Annotated in this window: 24 protein-coding genes and 1 pseudogene; 10 read left to right on the top strand and 15 right to left on the bottom strand. The window is 71.8% G+C overall.

Annotation, left to right across the window (positions count from 1 at the left end; genetic code table 11):
* Nucleotides 1-5: 5 nt before the first annotated feature.
* The 4 genes from IE305_RS21170 to IE305_RS21155 are packed head-to-tail and all read right to left on the bottom strand — an operon-like array spanning nucleotide 6 to nucleotide 3,084.
* Nucleotides 6-1,355 (bottom strand): NADH-quinone oxidoreductase subunit D, encoded by a 1,350-nt coding sequence (locus IE305_RS21170; RefSeq protein WP_190131263.1) that lies wholly within the window; start codon nucleotides 1,353-1,355, stop codon nucleotides 6-8.
* Nucleotides 1,355-2,161, bottom strand: coding sequence for an NADH-quinone oxidoreductase subunit C (locus IE305_RS21165; RefSeq protein WP_190131262.1), 807 nt, complete (start codon nucleotides 2,159-2,161; stop codon nucleotides 1,355-1,357). Before IE305_RS21165 ends, IE305_RS21170 begins: the two co-directional genes overlap by 1 nt.
* Nucleotides 2,158-2,712, bottom strand: coding sequence for a NuoB/complex I 20 kDa subunit family protein (locus IE305_RS21160; protein WP_190131261.1), 555 nt, complete (start codon nucleotides 2,710-2,712; stop codon nucleotides 2,158-2,160). Before IE305_RS21160 ends, IE305_RS21165 begins: the two co-directional genes overlap by 4 nt.
* A gap of 12 nt (nucleotides 2,713-2,724) precedes the next feature.
* Nucleotides 2,725-3,084 (bottom strand): NADH-quinone oxidoreductase subunit A, encoded by a 360-nt coding sequence (locus IE305_RS21155; protein WP_190066302.1) that lies wholly within the window; start codon nucleotides 3,082-3,084, stop codon nucleotides 2,725-2,727.
* A gap of 755 nt (nucleotides 3,085-3,839) precedes the next feature.
* Here IE305_RS21155 and IE305_RS21150 point away from each other — a divergent pair.
* Nucleotides 3,840-4,676, top strand: coding sequence for a C40 family peptidase (locus IE305_RS21150; protein ID WP_190131260.1), 837 nt, complete (start codon nucleotides 3,840-3,842; stop codon nucleotides 4,674-4,676).
* Between the two features lie 241 nt (nucleotides 4,677-4,917).
* Here IE305_RS21150 and IE305_RS21145 read toward each other — a convergent pair whose 3' ends face one another.
* Together IE305_RS21145 and IE305_RS21140 are read right to left on the bottom strand one after the other, a co-directional pair.
* Nucleotides 4,918-5,682, bottom strand: a complete 765-nt coding sequence (locus tag IE305_RS21145; protein ID WP_190131259.1) for a hypothetical protein — start codon at nucleotides 5,680-5,682, stop codon at nucleotides 4,918-4,920.
* A 55-nt stretch (nucleotides 5,683-5,737) separates the two neighbouring features.
* Nucleotides 5,738-6,262, bottom strand: a complete 525-nt coding sequence (locus IE305_RS21140; RefSeq protein WP_190131258.1) for an ATP-binding protein — start codon at nucleotides 6,260-6,262, stop codon at nucleotides 5,738-5,740.
* A 246-nt stretch (nucleotides 6,263-6,508) separates the two neighbouring features.
* On the opposite strand from IE305_RS21140, the gene IE305_RS21135 reads away from it, so the two are divergent.
* The 3 genes from IE305_RS21135 to IE305_RS21125 are packed head-to-tail and all read left to right on the top strand — an operon-like array spanning nucleotide 6,509 to nucleotide 7,832.
* Nucleotides 6,509-7,363 carry a helix-turn-helix domain-containing protein gene (locus IE305_RS21135; RefSeq protein WP_190131257.1) on the top strand — a complete coding sequence of 285 codons (855 nt, stop codon included), beginning with the start codon at nucleotides 6,509-6,511 and terminating at the stop codon, nucleotides 7,361-7,363.
* A gap of 5 nt (nucleotides 7,364-7,368) precedes the next feature.
* Nucleotides 7,369-7,581 (top strand): DUF397 domain-containing protein, encoded by a 213-nt coding sequence (locus IE305_RS21130; protein WP_308440263.1) that lies wholly within the window; start codon nucleotides 7,369-7,371, stop codon nucleotides 7,579-7,581.
* Nucleotides 7,582-7,616: 35 nt separating this feature from the next.
* Nucleotides 7,617-7,832 (top strand): DUF397 domain-containing protein, encoded by a 216-nt coding sequence (locus IE305_RS21125; RefSeq protein ID WP_190131256.1) that lies wholly within the window; start codon nucleotides 7,617-7,619, stop codon nucleotides 7,830-7,832.
* A gap of 84 nt (nucleotides 7,833-7,916) precedes the next feature.
* Here IE305_RS21125 and IE305_RS21120 read toward each other — a convergent pair whose 3' ends face one another.
* Nucleotides 7,917-8,279, bottom strand: a complete 363-nt coding sequence (locus tag IE305_RS21120) for a carboxymuconolactone decarboxylase family protein (protein WP_190131255.1) — start codon at nucleotides 8,277-8,279, stop codon at nucleotides 7,917-7,919.
* Nucleotides 8,280-8,413: 134 nt separating this feature from the next.
* On the opposite strand from IE305_RS21120, the gene IE305_RS21115 reads away from it, so the two are divergent.
* A complete protein-coding gene (locus IE305_RS21115) occupies nucleotides 8,414-9,376 on the top strand; it encodes a LysR family transcriptional regulator (protein WP_190131254.1) in 963 nt (320 codons plus the stop codon).
* A gap of 128 nt (nucleotides 9,377-9,504) precedes the next feature.
* Nucleotides 9,505-11,037, top strand: a complete 1,533-nt coding sequence (locus IE305_RS21110) for a glycosyltransferase family 39 protein (RefSeq protein WP_229891300.1) — start codon at nucleotides 9,505-9,507, stop codon at nucleotides 11,035-11,037.
* On the opposite strand, the gene IE305_RS21105 is transcribed toward IE305_RS21110, so the two are convergent.
* The 3 genes and pseudogenes from IE305_RS21105 to IE305_RS21095 form a co-directional block, all read right to left on the bottom strand.
* Nucleotides 10,994-11,278 carry a MafI family immunity protein gene (locus IE305_RS21105; RefSeq protein WP_190131253.1) on the bottom strand — a complete coding sequence of 95 codons (285 nt, stop codon included), beginning with the start codon at nucleotides 11,276-11,278 and terminating at the stop codon, nucleotides 10,994-10,996. The genes IE305_RS21110 and IE305_RS21105 overlap by 44 nt on opposite strands.
* A 12-nt stretch (nucleotides 11,279-11,290) precedes the next feature.
* Nucleotides 11,291-11,425: pseudogene (locus IE305_RS21100) on the bottom strand (VOC family protein); the annotation flags it as partial.
* A gap of 33 nt (nucleotides 11,426-11,458) precedes the next feature.
* Complete coding sequence (locus IE305_RS21095) at nucleotides 11,459-11,974, bottom strand: EF-hand domain-containing protein (RefSeq protein WP_229891298.1); 516 nt, start codon at nucleotides 11,972-11,974, stop codon at nucleotides 11,459-11,461.
* Between the two features lie 213 nt (nucleotides 11,975-12,187).
* Between IE305_RS21095 and IE305_RS21090 the strand changes: the two genes are divergently transcribed.
* The gene (locus IE305_RS21090) at nucleotides 12,188-12,721 is read left to right on the top strand and encodes a hypothetical protein (RefSeq protein WP_190131252.1); all 534 of its coding nucleotides are present in this window, start codon (nucleotides 12,188-12,190) and stop codon (nucleotides 12,719-12,721) included.
* Nucleotides 12,722-12,749: 28 nt separating this feature from the next.
* Here the strand turns inward: IE305_RS21090 and IE305_RS21085 are convergent, their stop codons facing one another.
* Complete coding sequence (locus IE305_RS21085) at nucleotides 12,750-13,412, bottom strand: HAD family hydrolase (protein WP_190131251.1); 663 nt, start codon at nucleotides 13,410-13,412, stop codon at nucleotides 12,750-12,752.
* 217 nt (nucleotides 13,413-13,629) lie between these two features.
* Between IE305_RS21085 and IE305_RS21080 the strand changes: the two genes are divergently transcribed.
* Nucleotides 13,630-14,133, top strand: a complete 504-nt coding sequence (locus tag IE305_RS21080) for a hypothetical protein (RefSeq protein ID WP_190131250.1) — start codon at nucleotides 13,630-13,632, stop codon at nucleotides 14,131-14,133.
* A gap of 54 nt (nucleotides 14,134-14,187) precedes the next feature.
* Here the strand turns inward: IE305_RS21080 and IE305_RS21075 are convergent, their stop codons facing one another.
* Nucleotides 14,188-15,279 (bottom strand): hypothetical protein, encoded by a 1,092-nt coding sequence (locus tag IE305_RS21075; RefSeq protein WP_308440269.1) that lies wholly within the window; start codon nucleotides 15,277-15,279, stop codon nucleotides 14,188-14,190.
* A gap of 180 nt (nucleotides 15,280-15,459) precedes the next feature.
* On the opposite strand from IE305_RS21075, the gene IE305_RS21070 reads away from it, so the two are divergent.
* Nucleotides 15,460-16,329 (top strand): hypothetical protein, encoded by an 870-nt coding sequence (locus IE305_RS21070; RefSeq protein ID WP_190131248.1) that lies wholly within the window; start codon nucleotides 15,460-15,462, stop codon nucleotides 16,327-16,329.
* Nucleotides 16,330-16,415: 86 nt separating this feature from the next.
* Nucleotides 16,416-16,820, top strand: a complete 405-nt coding sequence (locus tag IE305_RS21065; protein ID WP_190131247.1) for a VOC family protein — start codon at nucleotides 16,416-16,418, stop codon at nucleotides 16,818-16,820.
* Here IE305_RS21065 and IE305_RS21060 read toward each other — a convergent pair.
* From IE305_RS21060 to IE305_RS21050, 3 genes are all read right to left on the bottom strand, one after another.
* Nucleotides 16,801-17,346, bottom strand: a complete 546-nt coding sequence (locus IE305_RS21060) for a hypothetical protein (protein ID WP_190131246.1) — start codon at nucleotides 17,344-17,346, stop codon at nucleotides 16,801-16,803. The genes IE305_RS21065 and IE305_RS21060 overlap by 20 nt on opposite strands.
* Nucleotides 17,347-17,378: 32 nt before the next feature.
* Nucleotides 17,379-17,933: a chloramphenicol phosphotransferase CPT family protein gene (locus IE305_RS21055; RefSeq protein ID WP_229891297.1), complete on the bottom strand. Its 555-nt coding sequence runs from the start codon at nucleotides 17,931-17,933 to the stop codon at nucleotides 17,379-17,381.
* 303 nt (nucleotides 17,934-18,236) lie between these two features.
* Nucleotides 18,237-18,761: a hypothetical protein gene (locus IE305_RS21050; protein ID WP_229891295.1), complete on the bottom strand. Its 525-nt coding sequence runs from the start codon at nucleotides 18,759-18,761 to the stop codon at nucleotides 18,237-18,239.
* Nucleotides 18,762-18,807 lie beyond the last annotated feature (46 nt).

The following is an 18,807-nucleotide window of genomic DNA, read 5'->3' as shown; positions in this document are numbered from 1 at the left end:
CTCGCTCACCTGTCAACGCCTCCCATCACAGGATCGATGGACGCGACGGCCACGATGACGTCGGCGACCATGCCGCCCTCGCACATCGCCGCCACGGCCTGGAGGTTGGTGAAGGACGGGTCGCGGAAGTGGACCCGGTACGGGCGGGTGCCGCCGTCGCTGACCATGTGCACGCCGAGCTCGCCCTTGGGCGACTCCACGGCCGTGTACGCCTGCCCCGGGGGCACCCGGAAGCCCTCCGTCACCAGCTTGAAGTGGTGGATCAGGGCCTCCATGGAGGTGCCCATGATGTTCTTGATGTGGTCGAGCGAGTTGCCGAGGCCGTCCGGCCCGAGCGCGAGCTGCGCGGGCCAGGCGATCTTGCGGTCGGCGACCATGACGGGGCCCGGCTGGAGCCGGTCCAGGCACTGCTCGATGATCCGCAGCGACTGCCGCATCTCGTCCAGCCGGATCAGGAACCGCCCGTACGCGTCGCAGGTGTCGGCGGTCGGCACCTCGAAGTCGTACGTCTCGTAGCCGCAGTAGGGCTGCGCCTTGCGCAGGTCGTGCGGCAGGCCCGTGGAGCGCAGGATCGGCCCGGTGATGCCGAGCGCCATGCAGCCGGTGAGGTCGAGGTACCCGACGTCCTGCATGCGGCCCTTGAAGATGGGGTTGCCGGTGGCGAGCTTGTCGTACTCGGGCAGGTTCCGGCGCATCTTCTTCACGAACTCGCGGACCTGGTCCACGGCGCCGGGCGGCAGGTCCTGCGCGAGGCCGCCGGGCCGGACGTAGGCGTGGTTCATCCGCAGGCCGGTGATCAGCTCGAAGACGTCGAGCACCATCTCCCGGTCCCGGAACCCGTAGATCATGATGGTGGTCGCGCCCAGCTCCATGCCGCCGGTGGCGATGGCCACCAGGTGCGAGGAGATGCGGTTGAGCTCCATCAGCATCACGCGGATCACCGAGGCCCGGGTGGGCACGTCGGCCTCGATGCCCAGCAGCTTCTCCACGCCCAGGCAGTACGCCGTCTCGTTGAAGAACGGCGTCAGGTAGTCCATGCGCGTGACGAACGTGGTGCCCTGCGTCCAGTTCCGGAACTCGAGGTTCTTCTCGATGCCGGTGTGCAGGTAGCCGATGCCGCAGCGGGCCTCGGTGACGGTCTCGCCGTCGATCTCCAGGATGAGCCGGAGCACGCCGTGCGTGGAGGGGTGCTGGGGACCCATGTTGACGACGATGCGCTCGTCGTCGGCCTGCTTCGCGGCGGAGACGACCTCGTCCCAGTCGCCGCCGGTGACGGTGTAGACCGTGCCCTCGGTGGTCTGCCGGGGGTCGGTCTCGTGGGGGCCGGTCTCGTGGGGCCCGGTGGATGTGGACATCAGCTGTACGACCTCCGCTGGTCCGGGGCCGGGATCTGCGCGCCCTTGTACTCGACGGGGATGCCGCCCAGGGGGTAGTCCTTGCGCTGCGGGTGGCCCTGCCAGTCGTCCGGCATCATGATCCGCGTGAGCGCGGGGTGGCCGTCGAAGACCAGCCCGAAGAAGTCGTACGTCTCGCGCTCGTGCCAGTCGTTCGTCGGGTAGACGTCCGTGACCGACGGGATGTGCGGGTCGCTGTCGGGCGCGCTCACCTCCAGCCGGATCAGCCGGTTGTGGGTGATCGAGCGCAGGTGGTAGACGGCGTGCAGCTCGCGGCCCTTGTCGCCGGGGTAGTGCGCGCCGCTCACGCCGGTGCACAGCTCGAAGCGGAGCGCGGGGTCGTCGCGCAGGGTGCGGGCGACGCGCGGCAGGTGCTCGCGGGCGATGTGGAAGGTGAGCTCGCCGCGGTCGACGACGGTCTTCTCGATCGCGTTCTCCGGCAGCAGCCCCTGTTCCGCCAGGGCGCCCTCCAGCTCGTCGGCGACCTCGTCGAACCACCCCCCGTACGGGCGGGTGGCCGCGCCGGGCAGCCGTACGGTCCGGACGAGGCGGCCGTAGCCGGTGGTGTCGCCGCCGTTGTTGGCGCCGAACATGCCGCGCCGGACGCCGATGACCTCGCCGTGGTCGAGCCGCTGGCCCGGGAGGCGCTGGGCGTCGCTCTCCTGGTCGGGGTTGATGCCGTTCGCCTGCTTCGAGGCGGGGGTGGTGGGCTCGGGGGTGGCCTTGCCGCGCCCCGGCTCCTCGGGTCCCGTGCCGGGCTCGCTCATCGCAGCAGCCCCTTCATCTCGATCAGCGGCAGGGCCTTGAGGGCCGCCTCCTCCGCCTCGCGCTCGGCCGCCACGCGGTGGGCGCCGAGCTTCTCGCCCTGGATCTTGCGGTGCAGCTTGAGGATCGCGTCGAGCAGCATCTCGGGGCGGGGCGGGCAGCCGGGCAGGTAGATGTCGACCGGGACGATGTGGTCCACGCCCTGGACGATCGCGTAGTTGTTGAACATCCCGCCGGTGGAGGCGCAGACGCCCATGGAGATCACCCACTTGGGGTTGGGCATCTGGTCGTAGACCTGGCGCAGCACCGGCGCCATCTTCTGGCTCACCCGGCCGGCCACGATCATGAGGTCGGCCTGGCGGGGCGAGCCGCGGAAGACCTCCATGCCGAAGCGCGCCATGTCGTAACGCCCGGCACCGGTGGTCATCATCTCGATCGCGCAGCAGGCCAGGCCGAAGGTCGCGGGGAAGACGGACGCCTTGCGCACCCACCCCGCGGCCTGTTCGACGGTGGTCAGCAGAAACCCGCTGGGCAGCTTTTCCTCGAGTCCCATGACCGGAACCCCCTAGTCCCATTCCAGGCCGCCGCGGCGCCAGACGTAGGCGTAGGCGACGAAGACGGTGAGCACGAAGAGGAGCATCTCGACGAGCCCGAAGAGCCCCAGGGAGTCGAAGGTGACCGCCCAGGGATAGAGGAAGACGATCTCGATGTCGAAGACGATGAAGAGCATCGCCGTCAGGTAGTACTTGATGGGGAAGCGACCGCCGCCGGCCGGATGCGGGGTGGGCTCGATGCCGCACTCGTAGGCCTCGAGCTTGGCGCGGTTGTACCGCTTGGGCCCGACGATCGACGCCATGACCACGGAGAAGATCGCGAAGCCCGCCCCGAGGGCTCCCAGTACGAGGATGGGCGCGTAGGCGTTCACCGCTCCTCGCTCCTTCCAGTCTGTCGACGCTGACTGCTGGCTGACCGGACCCGGAGACCGTCAGGAAGATCGTCGGCATGTGAGGCAGTTCACAAGCCCGGGTCGATTGCATCCTATGCCCGTCGCTCTGTGATCTGCGACACGGCGTACGGGGTCGCGTTTGTGATCTCCACCACCTGACGAACGATCATCAAGTCGGATGAGCGGTGATCTTCATACGCGAAGCGGTTGAGTGATCACCAGAGGTGACATTCGGGTGCGGAAGCGCTGGTGGGAGGGGGTGACGCATTATCAAGAGGAGGGTGGGGCGGGCAAATTTGTTTTATGGCGGCCCAACTGATAGAGAAGCGCGGCCGATGGGAGACGGGGCGGCGGCCGGGGACGACCGGGTGCGACCGGGGTTCGAGGGGACCGAACCGGCGACCGGACCGACGGCCGGCGCGGGGGCTCGAAGGCGGAACCGGAGGGACACACCCCGAAACACCGGTGACGTGAGTTCCGCCACGTTACGCGCGGTACTGAGGCCGGATTTCACGGGTAGGCTCGACGGCCGCACTCTCCGGGTGATATGACGTCCGCTCGCCTGCGCCAGGACCCAAAAGCCGTGCTGAGGCGCATGATCGCGCATCCCGGCCGCATCCGGACCGTGACCCTCCCGTGATCAAAAGGCCCGAAATGCCGGTTGGTACGGGCCAATTGTGTCGCACGTCACTCTTCTTGAACTTGGCACACGCGTACTGGTAGTCCCTTGTCCCATGTCCCCGAACGCGCACATAACCAGCCACCGCAAGCCCCGTAAGACCGCGACCCAGTCGTGGGTCATCCGTACGGGTGTGGCCGGTGGCGTCCTCAGCACTCTGGCCGTGGCCGGCACCGCTTCGGCCTCCACCGCCGTCGACAAGCCGGCCGAGGCCACCCAGGAGATGCCCGCGTTCAACGCGGCCCTGACCACCTCCATCGCGCAGAGCGCGGTCGCCACGCAGCAGACCGCCGTGGACTACCAGGTCCGCGCCCAGGTGGACGAGGCCACGGGCAACGCCACGGCCGACGCGAAGAAGGCCAAGGACGAGGCGGACCGCAAGGCCGAGGCCGAGCGCAAGGAGGCGGAGGCGCAGCAGAAGCGCGACGCCGAGCAGACGCGCGCCTCGCGCGGCGGCGCGCGGACGACGCTGGGCACGAAGGCCGCTGCCGCCGACGAGACCAGCACGCCCGCCGCCACGGGGAGCGTCGCCGCGCTGATCTCGTTCCTCAAGTCGAAGGCCGACGGGCCTAACGGGTCGCACGCCAGCTACGTCATGGGCGCCACGGGCCCCTCCGCGTACGACTGCTCCGGTCTGGTGATGGCCGCGTACAAGCAGATCGGCATCGACCTGCCGCGCGTCTCGCAGGACCAGTCGACGGCCGGTACCCAGGTCGGGCTGGGCAACCTGCAGCCGGGCGACATCCTCTACTGGGGCCCCGCGGGCAGCGCGTACCACGTGGCCGTCTACATCGGCGGTGGCAAGTTCATCGGCGCGCAGAACCCGGGCGTCGGCGTCGTGGAGCGCGACATGAGCTACTCCCCGCCCACGGGTGCCGTCCGCGTCCTCTGACGCGCGCACGCCGCACACGGATCGTTCGCGGAGTCCGTGAAGTTCGTGAAGAAGGGCCGCCGTTCCCCCCGCAGGACGGCGGCCCTTCGGCATTGTTGCGTCCGGGTGCCCACCCCCGTGGTCCCGGGCACCCGGACCCCCCTGTGCCGGTACCGGGAGTGTGCGCCGCGTCGCCTCCGCGGGCAAACCCCTTCGGTCCGGGTCGAAATCGGGCGTACGAACGATCGGCCGGTGCGCGTGGCTAGCCGAGCGGGCGGGCGGGCCGTTCGCAGTTGATGGGCAGGGCACCGTCGTCGACGACGCAGCGGTCGTTGCCGTCGCCTCCGTCGACGGTGCCGTTGTTGAGACGGGCGTGCAGGTCGTCGTCGCCCGCGTCGCCGTGGACGCGACCGCCGGGGCCGACGGTGCCCTTGATGTCGACGGTGTCGTCCTGGTCGTTGCCCTCGACGAGGCCGAGGACGTCGACGTCGTCGTCCGCGGTGATCGTGTCGGCGCCGAGCGCGCCGCGGATGTCGCCGCCGGACTCGACGCGCGCGTGCGGGAAGAGGTGGATGGTGTCGTCGCCCTGTCCGCCGCGGACGGCGCCGGAGACGGGGCCCTTGAGGTCGAGGGTGTCCGTGCCGGCCTGACCGTCGATGTCGCCGGTGAGCGTGGAGCCCTCGTCGAGGATGATCCGGTCGTTCCCGTCGCCGCCGCGGACGCGGCCCGCGACCTGACCGCCGACGACGACGGTGTCGTCGCCGCCGAGCGCGTCCACGACGGTGTCCGCGGTGACGCCGGCGGCACAGGTGATCGTGTCGTTGCCCTCGGTACCGCGGATGTCGCTGCCGGAGACGGGTTGTCCGTTCACGGTGCAGGAGGATGCGGCTTCCGCGGAGTCGGTCGCCAGCGCGGCGGCGGGCAGCGCGAGCACGGCGGCGGTCGCGGCGAACCGCGCGGCGCGCCAAGCCTTTTTGCGGGCGGCCCGGCGGGCCCGTCTCTTCTCGTACGACTCGTACGACGGCACAGCCCCGGTCCCTTCGTGCGTACGTTCACGACCCGGCGCACGCATGCGGAGCGGGTCATTCCGTAGAGGGTTCCTGCCCTGGGGACACGGGGGCGCAAACAGCACATTGCCGACACGATGGGGTGAACCGGGGGCAGGGGAGGTGAGCGAGCACGTACCGCTCACGCAGCTCGAACCAGACGCGTTTCCCGACGACGTGGAGCCCGTCCCACACGAGGCTCACGCCACAGGCATACGACAGCGCGCCCACGAGCTGCAAGCCGCGGCCGCGCTCGTCGCCGGGCGCGGCGTGGCGGCGGTACGGCCGCCGGTACGGGTCGCCGTCGCGCACGGCGACGACGGCGCGGCCGGGGCGGACGGTGACTTCGACGGCGAGGGTGTCGACGCGGGCGTGCTGCACGACGTTGGTGACGACGTCGGACACGCAGACGCGGGCGTCGGGGACGAGGGCGTCCCGCCCGGCGGCTACAAGCGTCTCGGCGACGAACTGGCGCGCGAGGCGGGGCGTTGTGGCGTGCGCGGGCGCGTCGAGTACGTAATGCCCGTGGCGGATGGGGAGGTTGAGGACGGTGGTACGCATGGGGCGATCTCCCATCGCGGTTCCGGTGAGTTCCACCGCACCCCGACCATCCGTGGCCCGGCCCCGGGGATCAACTACGCGTTGCGGGGCTGCACTTCGGCTCTTCCTGAGCGACGTTGCGGCGTGGCCAGGACCGTAGGGCACAACGCTGTACCGGCGCAACGCTGTGACACGATTCGGTGACAGCGGGTGGACCTGTGGGAAGGTGGCGCGCGAGACTCGGAGCACGAAGTGGAGGGGCGATCGATGCCGCCGAGAAGCAACCCGACCGCGCGGCAGGCGCGGCTGGGCACGGAGTTGCGCAAGCTGCGCGAGGCGGCCGGCATGTCCGCCCGCGAAGCGGGCGCGATGCTGGGCGGCGGCGCGGCACAGATCAGCCACATCGAGGCGGGGCGATGGGGCGTGAGCGAGGACCGGGTCCGCCGCTTGGCATCGATGTACAAGTGCGGCAACGAGGCGCTGATCGACGCGCTGTGCGCGATGACGCGCGAACACCGCGGGCAGCACTGGTGGGACGAGTACCGCGGAATCCTCTCGCCGGGCTTCTTGGACATTTCCGAGCTCGAACACCATGCGCGGGCCCTCCGACTGTTCCAGACGACTTACGTGCCGGGGATCTTCCAGACGGAGGAGTACGCGCGGGCCTTGTTCGGCGGTTCGATTCCGTCGTTGCCCGACGAGCAGCTGAACGCTCGCGTCGAGCATCGTGTGCGCCGTCGGTGGATTTATGAGCGTGAGCAGCCGCCCGAGACGGTGGCGATCGTGCACGAGGCAGCGCTACGCATGCGATACGGCAGCCGAGCAGTCCAGCAACGCCAACTGCGGTTCCTGTCGGACGTTGCTGAGTGGCCGACCGTGACGCTGCGCGTCATCCCGTTCGACATGGACAATCTGATCGGCACGGTGCAGTCCATGCTCTATGCGGAGGGGCCTGTGCCAGAGCTCGACACTGTGCAGATGGACAACGCCTTCCGAGGCACATTCGTGTCGGCCGACGCTCTGCTGTCCATGTACAGGTCGATGTTCGACGTCTTGGTGTCATCGGCACTGAGCGAGACGGAATCACGGGAGTTCCTCCATCGTGCCGTGCAAGAAATGTGAGGGGTGTGGCCACGACCATGTCCAGTGACTGGCAGAAGTCATCGTTCTCTGGCGGGGGACAGGACAACAGCTGCGTCGAGCTGAGGGACGAGGGCGGTGCCATTGCCGTCCGCGAAAGCGACGACCCCACCACGGTCATAACCACGCGCCCCGCCGCCCTCCGCGCACTGACGCGCCGCATCCAGGGCGAGGTCTTCATCCGCGCGGCGAAGGGTTGACGCCGGGGCCCAGCCCCACGGCCAAAGGAGGCGCCGTGACACGGTGGCAAAAGTCCAGCCGCCCCGGAGCCGATGCGGCGAACCGCCTTGAGGTGGCGGCCACCGGGCCATCCGCCGCGCTACGCGAGAGCGACGACCCCACCGTCGTCATCACCACCCGCCCCGCCGCCCTCCGCGCGCTGACGCGTCACCTCCAGGCCGCGCGCTTCGCCCGCACGGCCACGCGCTTCGCCCGCGCGGCGGCGGGCTGACGCCGGGCACACGCCTGGACCTCCGCCGACGGGTCGCGGCCACCGATCCCGCCGGCCAGAGGCGGCGGTGCGTGGCATGGCGGCCTACGAGCGTGACGACGTGGCCGAGTGTCCGTCGTAGAGCTTCATCGCCTGCAGGCCATGAGCCAGCGCCCCGCCGGCACGCACCGCTCCGGCAACGAAGACGACCTCTGCGAGTTCCTCGGCGGTGACGCCGTGGCGGCGCGCCTGGGCGGTGTGCACGTCGAGGCAGTACGAGCACTGGGTGGTCAGTGCCACGGCGATCGCGACGAGTTCACGGTACTTGCGTGGCACGGAGCCGTTTCCGCGGTCGACGACCTCCTGGAAGGACTGCCAGGCGGCGAACTCCTCGGGAGCGAGGCGGCCGACCTGCCGGGCGCGTTGCAGGTCGGACGGCTCGGCGTAGCCGTGGCTGTGCTGGTGCATGCGAGTGCCTCCGTTGATGAGCAGGGGTCGGGCGAGAACCGTTCGATCGCGCCGGGACCAGCTCACCAGCGCACCCGCAAGGCCGTCCAAGACTGTTTCGGTGGTCCTCGGACCGTCTCGATATGGTCCACGGTATGGATCTTCGCCGCCTGCGGTATTTCGTCGCCGTGGCCGAGGAGTTGCACTTCGGTCGCGCGGCTGCGCGGCTGCACATGTCGCAGCCCCCGCTCAGTCAGCGCATACGTGAGCTCGAGAACGAGCTCGGCTGTCCGTTGTTCCAGCGGTCCGCGCAGGGCGTACGGCTCACTGAGGCCGGTTCGGTGCTGCTGGGCGAGGCAAGGGCGGTACTCGACGCGGCGGAGCGGGCGCGGGAACGGGTACGGGAGACGGGCCGGCGGCGCACCGTCGTGGTGGGCACCGTTGCCGGAGCCGGTCTCGACTTCGGCCCCCGCGCGGCCGCGGCCTTCCGGCGTACCCATCCCGACGCGCAAGTACGGCTGCGCGAGGCGGATATCAGCGACCCGACGGCGGGGCTGCGGTCCGGTCGGGTCGACGTCGCTCTGACTCGGCTCCCGTTCGACACCGCGGGCCTCACGGTCCGGCTGCTGGAGACCGAGCCGCTGGTCGCAGCAGTTCCGGCGGACGACCCCGTGGCGCGGCGGCCCCGTCTGCGGGTCGGCGACCTGCTGGGCCGACCGTGGATCCGCCTGCCCGAGGACGCCGATGCCGCCTGGCGGCGGTACTGGCTCGGCGAGGCCGACAGCGGCGAGGCGGCGGAACGGTCCGCGGGCACCGGCTCGGGGCCGGTGGTCCGCACGGTGCCGGAGTGCCTGCATGCCATCGTGTGGCAGGGTGCCGTCGGCATCCTCCCCGCCGGTGCGACCCACCGCCACCGAACCGAGGGCATCGCCTTCGTCCCGCTGACCGGCTACCCGCCGAGCCGAGTCGTGCTCGCCTGGCCGTCAGAGGTCCCCGACCCTGTGGTCCGCGCCTTCGTCGAGGCGGTCGGTGCGAGGACCGTTCCGGACACGGACGGAGTGCCAGGTGCCGCCTACGACCTCTTCAACCGGCCGCCGAACCTGCTGAACGTCCGCTGACGCCCAGGCCGCGGACTTCGCCCGGGCGGACGCCATAGCCGCTCGGCGGGCCGCACCCTTTGCGCATTACCACCCGCATTTCCCATAATGCGGCAAAGACGGGGGCCCGTAGCGACGAAAGCATCACTGTGACAGCTGCCTCCCCTCCCATTGCCACGCCCGGCGCGTCCACCGGCCCCCGCATCCGCTGGATGCGCGTGGCCGCATGGCTGCCGCCGCTCCTCGCGTCCGTCCTCGGGGTGTGGGGGAACACCCGCCCCTCCGCCTGGACCGACGAAGTCGTCACCATCGACGTGGCGCGGCGGTCCTGGCCGGAGATGATGGACCTGCTGGGGCGGGTCGATGCCGTGCACGGTCTGCACTACGTCCTCATGCACCTGGTCGGGCAACTGAACGGCGGCGGGCTCAACGAGTTCACGACCCGCGTGCCCTCCGCGATGGCCGTGGCGGTCGCCGCCGGCGGCCTCACGTGGCTGGGGCGCATGCTCGGCGGGCCGCGTCTCGGGGTGTGTGCCGGGGTGCTGCTCGCCGTTCTGCCGACCGCGTCGCGCTACGCGCAGGAAGCCCGTTCGTTCGCCTTCGTCATGGCGGTGGCGGTGCTCGCCACGGGCGCCTTCGTGAAGGTTCTGGCCGGCGGCGCCCGCAAGCGGTGGCTGGCCTGCTATGCCGTGCTGCTCGCCCTGCTGGGCTGGTTCAACCTGTTGGGGCTCCTGCTCGTGGCCGCCCACGCGGTCACCGTGGCCGTCCGGCGCCCGGGGCGCCACGTCGTCGTACGCCTGCTTCTGGCGCAGGCGGCAGGCGTCGTCGCCGTCGTTCCGCTGCTGGTCGTCGGTTCGGCGCAGAGCTCCGCCGTGGGGGAAGCCGCACCGGTCACCGCCGGGACCCCGTTCAACTACTTCACCTGGCTCCTCACCCCCGGCCAGGACACCCTCCCCACCGCGCTGAAACTCCTGCTCACCCTCACTTCCCTCGCCGCCCTGGTCCTCCTCGTGGCCCGCCGGCGCACGGCGCCGCCGCTGGCGCTCGCGGTGGGCGTGCCCTGGCTGGCCGTGCCGCCGCTGCTGCTGATGGCCGTCTCCCTCGGCCACCCGCTCCTTGCCTACCGCTACCTGCTGTTCTGCCTGCCGGCCCTCGCCCTGCTGCTCGCGGCGGCCGCCGCCACCGTCCCGCCGCGCCTACGGCTGCTGCCGGCGCTCCTGGTGGCCGTGCCCCTCGCCGCGTCCCACGTCGCGATCCGGCAGGAGGACAGCCGCCCGTGGGACACCCGCGACGTGATCAGGACCCTGCGCATCCACGATGCGCCCGGTGACGCGGTCATCTTCAGCGGCGCCCGGTGCGGTCTGATGGCCACCGCCTTCAAGGAGGCGTTCATGCACCGGCCCGACCTGGGCAGGGCCCGGACGGCCGCCGGGCTGGGCGCCCTCGACAACCTGCCCGCCGGCCCGGCCGTGCTGGAACGGCGCCTGACCCACGCGCACCGCGTCTGGCACATCACGTGCACCCACCTCTCGGGCGGGGCGCGCGAGGCCGCAGCCCGTACGGCCGCGGCGCAGGAGGAGGCCCTCGGCCGCTCCGGCTTCACCCCGGCCTACCGCCACCGCGCCCGCGGCGTGGACATCACTCTCGAACAGCGCCCCGCGGCCTCGGCTCTCCGCGGCTGACGGGAAGCCCCATCTCGTGCGCCGCGCGGTCGAGGTGCTGCCAGAACGCGGGCGGCAGGTCGAGGTCGTCGCCGAGGTCGACGAGGCAGTCGAGGGCGAGCCCCAGCTCGTTGTGGGCCAGGAACTCGCGCGTCGCTGAAAGGTCGGCGTCCGGCAGGCTCGCCAGGTGGACGAGGGCGGCGTCCAGGTGGACGCGGGTGCGGGCCCAGCCGGCCCGGAGTGCTTCGCGGTCAGGCGTCATGGCGTCGGTGGGTCAGCCGCGCAGGGCCAGCCACTGCTGGAGTTCGACGAGGTTTCCCGCCGGGTCCATGACGTGGGCGACGCGCATGCGGTCCGTCATGGGGGCCGGGCCGTGGACGAGCACGGCTCCTCGCGCGGCGATCTCCTCGCGACTTTACGCCCGACCACCGGCCGCACCCGCCTAGTACAGGACCTCCCCCATCGGCGAGCTCTCGCCGACGATGTAGGCGCGGATCGACGCCAGGTACGTCTCGCGGCCGACCAGGCCCTTACCCGCGGTGTCCAGCGCGTCGAACGCGGCCGCGGCGTTGTCGGGGGCGTTGTTCAGCGCCGTGCGCAGGGTCGTGAACTCCGTTTTGTCGACGGCGCCGTCGCCGTCCGCGTCGGCGAGGTCGAAGAGGGCGCCGAGTGCGAACTGGCAGACGTGGTCGAACTTGTCGGCGCCCACCCACGCGTTGTACTCGTCGAACGTCAGCTTCCCGTCCCCGTTCGCGTCCATCGCGGACCAGGCCCTGACGCCTTCCGTGCGGGCCGCGATGACGAGCGGGTCGTCCTCCGTGCGGCCCGTGGCCAGGACGGTGCGGTCGATGCGGGAGAGGTAGTCGTGCCGCGTGACGACGTGGTCCCCGTCCCTGTCCATCATCGCGAACACGCGCTCTCGGGCGACGGTGGCGGCTTCGGCAGTCCCACGGTTCACTCGGGTCTCCTCCTGCTCGGTCGAGGCTCGTCCGGCGTTCCTACCCCGCTCCTCCCGGCCGCCAAGCAACCCGCCGGGAGGAGGGGCGTACGCGACGGCGCACCGGGGCGGGTGTGCCCGGGTGGCGCACCTCGGGCGCCTGATCAGCCGGTTCGTCCCCGGGGTAGGCACGCACCGCAATGGTGGTGCGTGTGTGATGTCCTGGAGGGACACGTGGTGAGCAGGCGCGGTACGGCAGTGACGCTGGGTTCTCTGGCGCTGGTGGTGTCGTCGGTGCTGTGGGCGCCGGCCGGCCAGGCACACCCGGGCGGGGACGGGTCCCTCACCTGTTCCGGCACCGCCCACGGCAGCTACGATCCCCCGCTCACCCTCCGGTCCCAGGACAGCCGCATCCACGCGGACGTGCGGTACTCCTGCACCGACGGCCCCGGCCGCAACGCCCCCGCGACGAGCTCCTTCGATGCCGTCGCTCCGTCGGCGTCCTGCGTCTCGCTGTCCGACGCGACCGGCACGGAGGTCGTGCGCTACGCCGACGGCGGCCGGTCGGTGATCGTCATCGACGGCACCACCGCCCGCGCCGCGACCGGCCTGACGGTCGTGCAGTCGGGCCGGGTCACCGAGGGGCGCGGCGCGGGTCACTTCGTACGGCGGACCGTGACCTCGTACTTCCGGCAACTGCCCCCGGAGTGCCTGGGTTCCGGCCTCCGGAGCACGCAGAGCTCCGTGGAGCTGGAGATCCTGCCGTAGCGCAGGGGTCGGAGCCGCGAGCTCACTGCTACGGGTTCAGCGCTGCGGCCCAGGCCGCCAGCTCCGGGTCGGCCAGGCTCGTGCCCAGCCAGTCGTGGTCGAGGTCCGTCCCCGGCAGGGACGGCACGACGGCCACGCGGAGACCGGCCGCCCGCGCCGCGGCGACGCCCGTCGCCGAGTCCTCGAAGGCCACGGACCGTTCCGGGGCGGCGCCCAGCGCCGCGCAGGCCGTGAGGTAGAGGTCCGGTGCGGGCTTCGGCGAACGGACCTCGTCGGCCGCGAACGAGTACGTGACGAGGTCGGTGAGGCCGCCCGCCTCCAGTGCCGCGTCGAGGAGTTCGCGCGGGCTGTTGCTGGCCACGGCCACGGGGACGCGCGCCCGGCAGGCACGCACCAGCTCCACCGCCCCGGGGAGCGCGGCGGCTCCCCGGGCCAGCTCCTTGCGGACGCGCGCGAGGAGTTCGGCGGCGAGCTCCGCACCGGCTCCGGGCCGACCGAAGTGGTCGGCCATGGCCTGCCCCGCGTCCTCGACGGTACGGCCGATGACCAGGGCTTTCTGGTCGGGCCCGAACGGATGGCCGTGCTCCGCGAAGATCGCGGCCTCCACCACGGACCAGCAGTCCTCGGTGTTGACCAGCAGACCGTCGCAGTCGAAGACCACGGCCTCGGTGGTGACGGGAAGCGAACGCATACGTGTGTCCCCCTTGTCGCCCGCCGGCCGGCGATGGCACGGCGTCCGGCGATCACACTAGGCCGGGAACGCCTCGAATTTCGAGATTCCTGCCCGGGATCGGGCAGGAAGGACGACCTTCCTGCCGGAAATACGCAGGCGGCCGGACGGACGACACGGCAGAATCGACCCCTCGACCGCGTCCCCTGCGTCCCCTGCGTCCCCTGCGAGAACCACCGTGACTTTCCAGCCCGACGACGTACTGCGCCTGATGCGCCGCTTGGAGTCGATGGAGAACCTGCACGTGGTGCTCAACGCCGACGTGACGGGGCTCGCCCCCGGCGCAGCCCGGGAGGCCGTACGGGAGCGGGCCGCGCGGATCGAGGAGGCGGTCCGCGTGCCGGGCGCCGTGCGGCCGGTCGACACGGAGTTCTCCCTCGACCCGGCCTCGGGCCGCGACGGTGCGCCCCTCCTCTGCGCGTTCGTCCTCGAATGCACGGGGAGGGACGCGGACGACCCGCAGCAGCGGCACGCCGTGCTGACCGCGGCGGCCGGCGCGCTGGGCGGCGACGCCGACTGGGAGCCGGCCGACGAACTCCCCACGCCCTCGGGTCCCTGCCTCACCACGTCCTGGGCCCCGCCCGGCCCCCCGGCGGCGGGGCCCGGCATCACGGGCATGCGGCTGTCGGTGGGCCCCTGGCGGGCGATTCACGCCCTCGGGAACACCCGCAGCTGTTCGTAACCGTGCTCCCCGGCCTCACTCGCAGGCCAGGGTCAGCAGCTCACCGGTCAGCCGTCAGAAGGGCGGCCCGTACGGCCGCTCCTGCACGCGGTCGTGGATCGCGCGCAGCCACGGTTCGCGTACGGCGGGCAGCCGGGCCAGGGTGTGCCGGAATACGTTGCCGTCCGGGCAGAAAAGCCCCGTCGGCTGCGGCGGCAGCGGCTGCTCGTCGCGGAGCACCCCTTCCGGCAGGCGGCCCGTCGCGGGTACCAGCCGCCGTTCGTTGCGGAAGGCCAGGTGCATCCACACCTCGGCAGGCAACGGCACCAGCGGCAGGGCGCGGCCGGGCGGCTGCCAGGCCGCGCCCGTCTGCGGATGCCGCGGCACCACCGCGATGCCGACGGCCGGTCCCGGCGCGGGCAGGCCAGGCCCGGCCAACGCGGCCTCCTTCACCGGCGCGTCCCGGGGCGAGGGCGGGAGGAGCATGTCGAGCGCGCGGCCGAACATGGTCGTGAGGAGACCGCCGGGCAGACTCACGGGGCCGCCGCCGGAGGCCACCAGCAGGTGGGCCAGCGCGGCACCGGCCGCGCACTCCCACCGTATGTCCCAGGAGTCCCCCCAGGAGTCCCCCCACTTCCCCGGTTCGACGGGCGGCAGGCTCCGCCGCTCCTCCGCGAGGGTCTCCCAGTCGGCCACCGGCGAGGCGGCCCCGCCGGCCGGCCGCCGGCGCACGGCGTGCTGCTCGAACCACACCGCCTGCCACAGCGCGCAGTCGTCCACGCGGGTCGCCACCTCCTGGTCGCACTGCTCGCAGGCCATGTTCGGCCCGTCCATCCCCGTCAGTCCGCAGCAGAACCCCCCGTTGCGCCCGGGGATGAGGACGGTGCCGCGGGCGTCGCCCGGCGCGATGACCACCGCCCCGGCCGGCCCGTACGAGAGGCGGCTCACCGGGGCGTACACGCCCCGGGCCTCGGCCTCCTCCGGCCCGACCTCGCTCCAGGGCCGCCACGGCGGGCCGAACGGTTCGGGGTCGACGGCGTACGTCCCCGGCTCCATGAGGACGGGGAGGGCCGGACCGTTCCCGTACGAGTGGCGGGCGTACAGCGGCAGCACGACCTGCGACAGGGGCACGGTCAGCGCGCCACCACACCGCACGCACTCGAACACATCGGCCAACTTTTTTCCTCCCCCTGTCCCCGAACCTCCGGGATTATGACGGTTCGGCCGTGGGCGCGGCCAACGCTTTTGGCCTGTTCCGGCGCACGCCTCCGCCGTCGCGCCGCCCAGGATGGAAGCCGCCCCTGCACACCCCGCCGCGCCCCACGACCGCACCGGAGGTGCACTCCCATGGCGCAGCCCATGACCCCACGCCCCCTTTCGCGCCGCACCGCCCTCAAGAGAGCCGCGGGCGTCGCCCTCGCCGCCGGTACGACGCTCGGCCTGGGCGCCCCCACCGCCATGGCCGCCCCCTCCTTGCAGGACGTCCGCGCGTTCCAGGGGACGTGGAGCGGGGCGTACGACGGCCGCCGGGCCACGCTGCGGATCGTCGTCCAGCAGCAGCCGCCCAGCAGCTACTACACCCTCTTCCTCACCTTCACCGAGGTGGACCGCGGCGAGACGTACAGCGGCACCGTCCAGTACGTGCCGCAGGACGCGCACGAGGTGCGCGGCATCACCCTCACCGGGCCCTCCACCCTCAGCTGGCCCAGCCTGCTCCTCCACACCTGGAACACCGACGTCCTCTCGGGCACGAGCAGTTGGGGCGGCTCCGGCTGGCCCTTCTCGTTCTACCGCTCCTCCTCCGCGCCGCCGTACGCCGCCGGCCGGGGGTTCCGCGGGTGGACCGACTGGCTCGGCCAGCCGTACGACAAGGCCGAGTACGCCGGCAACATCGACGGCCGGAACGCGCACCTGAAGGTGTTCCGGTACCTCGCGAACGGCCGGCCGCAGGTGCAGTTCACCCTGGAGGACCTGGACCGCTCCGTGAGCTGGGCGGCCACCTTCTGGGACGTCGACTTCAACCAGTGGAGCACGGACCAGCAGCGCAACCCGCTCGCCGGCGTCCGCATGGCGCCGTACCCGCAGAGCGCGGAGCCCAAGGCCATCGACTACCTGTACTGGCACTCGTGGAACGCCATGTACGTCACCGGCGCCGACATCTGGAACGGCAACCGGTACGGGATGTCGTTCATCCGCCAGACCCCCTTGCTGCCGTAGGAACGCCCTCCATATAGGACACCCTCTGGCCTAGAGGCCGGTTACGGTCGCTCCCGCACCCCGAACCGCACTGGGAGAGGACCCTCATGGCCGACAACACCCCTCGCACCACCACCCCGCGCGGCAGGATCGGCGGGCCCGCCCTCTGGGCGCCGGACGGCCGGAAGCTCGCCGAGTTCTACGCCGCGGCCGTGGGCGCCGAGGTGGGTCAGGGCTACGCCGACGAGAGCGGCGTCGAGGTGGCCTTCCCCGTGCCGGTCGGCGACACGACGTACTTCTTCTGCACCGCGAAGACGTTCCGCGCCCCGGACTGGCCGGCGGAGGAGCTGCCGTTCCACCTGGACCTGTCGTTCGACGACCCGGCCGCCGCGGAGGCGTACCTGCTCGAACTGGGCGCCACCAAGCCCGACTTCCAGCCGGGCGGCGAGCACTGGACGGTGCTGCTCGACCCGGCGGGCCAGCCGTTCTGCATCAGCCGGTCGGCAGGCTGACGCCTGCGGCTCCGACGCCCGCGCTGATGCTGTAGACGTCGCCGGACCGCAGGTGCGACGGCGTGATGCCGGTCTCCCGTAGGCCGATCACGCTGATCGCCACCTCGGCCCGCGGCTGCCAGAACCTGCGGTAGTACGGCGCGTTGGCCGGGTCCTCGGCCACCTCCACCAGCGGCGTGCCGCGCCGCTCCAGCATCCGCGCCAGCTTCTCGAACGGCAGCCGGCGCGGGAACCGCCCGTACCGCTCGTGCAGCACCGCGCCGGCCGCGCCGCGGCGGCCGTACGCGAGGCGGTGCACCTGCACCGTGAAGTGGTGCCCCTCCCACGGGGCGTCGGGCGACTCGCGCGTCCAGTAGAACTCCGGCAGGCCGTAATCGCGCGTCATGGCGGTGCGGCCGAAGCAGTTCTCGGCGAAGTCCGCGCCCAGCGCGTCGCTCACGCGGCCGGGCCCGTCCGCCGGGCCCGCGCCGAGCACCGTGCCGGTCGTGACGACGTCCAGGAAGAACGCCAGGGAGTAGGGGGTCATCGGCTCACCGGGCTCTCATCCAGATCCAGTCCTCATCCGATGCTCGCCGCGACGGCACGGGCGCACGCGAGCGGCTCGGCGTACGTCGTGTCGACCTCGACGTCGTATCGCATGCCCCGGTGGACGGCCCCGGCCTGCCGGAGCGCCATGCCCGGCACCCGGTCGCCGCGCGCGGCCTCCCGGGCCGCGGCCACCTCGCCGTCGCAGCGGACGCCGACCCACAGCACGTCGAGTCCGCCGAGGGCCTTGAGCAGCCGTTCCTGGCCGTCGCCGCCGTCGAGGAGCACCTCGTCGAGGACGATGCGCGCCCCGGCCCGCGCCATGGCGGCGACGCCCTCGTACCACGCCGTCTCCAGCGCACGGAAGGCGGGACCGACGGTCACCTCGCCGTCGCTGCCCAGGACGAGGCCACCACCGGGCTGCTGTTCGGGGTCCGCCGACGCCATCCACGCCGGCATCGTCTCGATCAGCGTGTCCACGCCCAGGACGAGCCACGGGCCGGGCAGCACCTCCTCCTGCAGGCAGCGGGCAAGACTCGTCTTCCCCGCGCTGGAACCGCCGTTGAGCACGATCACCTGAGTTGTCACCGCGTCACGGTAAGCGCGCAACGTCACCTCCGCACAAGGGATTTCCGCGTGTCCGGTGGAGGCGGACGGTCGTTGACCATGCACCCGGCCGCCATATGAGCGGCTCGTACGACAGGAATACAGGATGCTGCTCCCCATCATCGGCTCGCTTCTGGGCTCCGCCGTGGTCTTCCTCAGCGCCCTCGCCTCCAGCGTGATCCACACCGTGTACTCCATCCTCTGACACCGGCTCGCGCAGGGCCCGGACCGCCCGCCGTGCGGGGGCATGCGCACGGCGGGCGGCGCTTCCCACCGGGTGGCCGGTCAGGGGCAGTTGAGCGCCGGGTGGCCGCGCTCGACGAGGCAGAAGTCGAAGCCGTCGCCGGCGTCGACGATGCCCCGGTTGTAGTGGACGTCGATGGTGTCGTTGCCGTCGGCGCCCTGGACGCGGCCGTGCGGCTGGACGGTGGTGATGTCGATACGGTCCGGCCCGTGGCCGCCGTTGACCTTGCCCTCGACGTAGCCGGGGCTGCGGACCATGATGTGGTCCGCGCCGTCCCCGCCGAACACGCGGCCCTCGACGACCCCGTCGAGGATGATCACGTCGTCGCCGCCGTGGCCGTCCACGAACGTGTCACGGTCCACCCCCGAGCAGCGGATCGTGTCGTTGAACGGCGTGCCGTTGACATTGCCGGTCACCGCAACGCCGTTGACCAGGCAGGACGTCACGGCGTGCGCCGGCGTCGCGCCGAGCGCGACGGAGGGGAGGAGGGCGAGCGCGGCCACGGTGGCCAGCCGCGTCGCCCGCCGGGCTGTCGTACGGACGGAACGTCTCTTCGTGTGATCCATGAGAGCGCAATCCCTTCACGAGGGAGCCCTTCCGGCCCCAAGCGGA

The sequence above is a fragment of the Streptomyces mashuensis genome (assembly GCF_014654785.1).
GTDB classification, from domain to species: Bacteria; Actinomycetota; Actinomycetes; order Streptomycetales; family Streptomycetaceae; genus Streptomyces; species Streptomyces mashuensis.
Note: the sequence above shows the minus strand (reverse complement) of the source record. Positions and strands in the feature narration are given on the sequence as shown.

Bases quoted from the DNA above. Each gene is read 5' to 3' on its own strand.
- IE305_RS21135 (WP_190131257.1), top strand. From the start codon at position 6,509: ATGCCGCCGAGAAGCAACCCGACCGCGCGGCAGGCGCGGCTGGGCACG.
- IE305_RS21070 (WP_190131248.1), top strand. From the start codon at position 15,460: ATGGCGCAGCCCATGACCCCACGCCCCCTTTCGCGCCGCACCGCCCTC.
- IE305_RS21140 (WP_190131258.1), bottom strand. From the start codon at position 6,262: ATGCGTACCACCGTCCTCAACCTCCCCATCCGCCACGGGCATTACGTA.
- IE305_RS21165 (WP_190131262.1), bottom strand. From the start codon at position 2,161: ATGAGCGAGCCCGGCACGGGACCCGAGGAGCCGGGGCGCGGCAAGGCC.
- IE305_RS21160 (WP_190131261.1), bottom strand. From the start codon at position 2,712: ATGGGACTCGAGGAAAAGCTGCCCAGCGGGTTTCTGCTGACCACCGTC.
- IE305_RS21170 (WP_190131263.1), bottom strand. From the start codon at position 1,355: ATGTCCACATCCACCGGGCCCCACGAGACCGGCCCCCACGAGACCGAC.
- IE305_RS21060 (WP_190131246.1), bottom strand. From the start codon at position 17,346: ATGACCCCCTACTCCCTGGCGTTCTTCCTGGACGTCGTCACGACCGGC.
- IE305_RS21085 (WP_190131251.1), bottom strand. From the start codon at position 13,412: ATGCGTTCGCTTCCCGTCACCACCGAGGCCGTGGTCTTCGACTGCGAC.
- IE305_RS21065 (WP_190131247.1), top strand. From the start codon at position 16,416: ATGGCCGACAACACCCCTCGCACCACCACCCCGCGCGGCAGGATCGGC.
- IE305_RS21120 (WP_190131255.1), bottom strand. From the start codon at position 8,279: ATGCACCAGCACAGCCACGGCTACGCCGAGCCGTCCGACCTGCAACGC.
- IE305_RS21150 (WP_190131260.1), top strand. From the start codon at position 3,840: ATGTCCCCGAACGCGCACATAACCAGCCACCGCAAGCCCCGTAAGACC.
- IE305_RS21115 (WP_190131254.1), top strand. From the start codon at position 8,414: ATGGATCTTCGCCGCCTGCGGTATTTCGTCGCCGTGGCCGAGGAGTTG.
- IE305_RS21105 (WP_190131253.1), bottom strand. From the start codon at position 11,278: ATGACGCCTGACCGCGAAGCACTCCGGGCCGGCTGGGCCCGCACCCGC.
- IE305_RS21050 (WP_229891295.1), bottom strand. From the start codon at position 18,761: ATGGATCACACGAAGAGACGTTCCGTCCGTACGACAGCCCGGCGGGCG.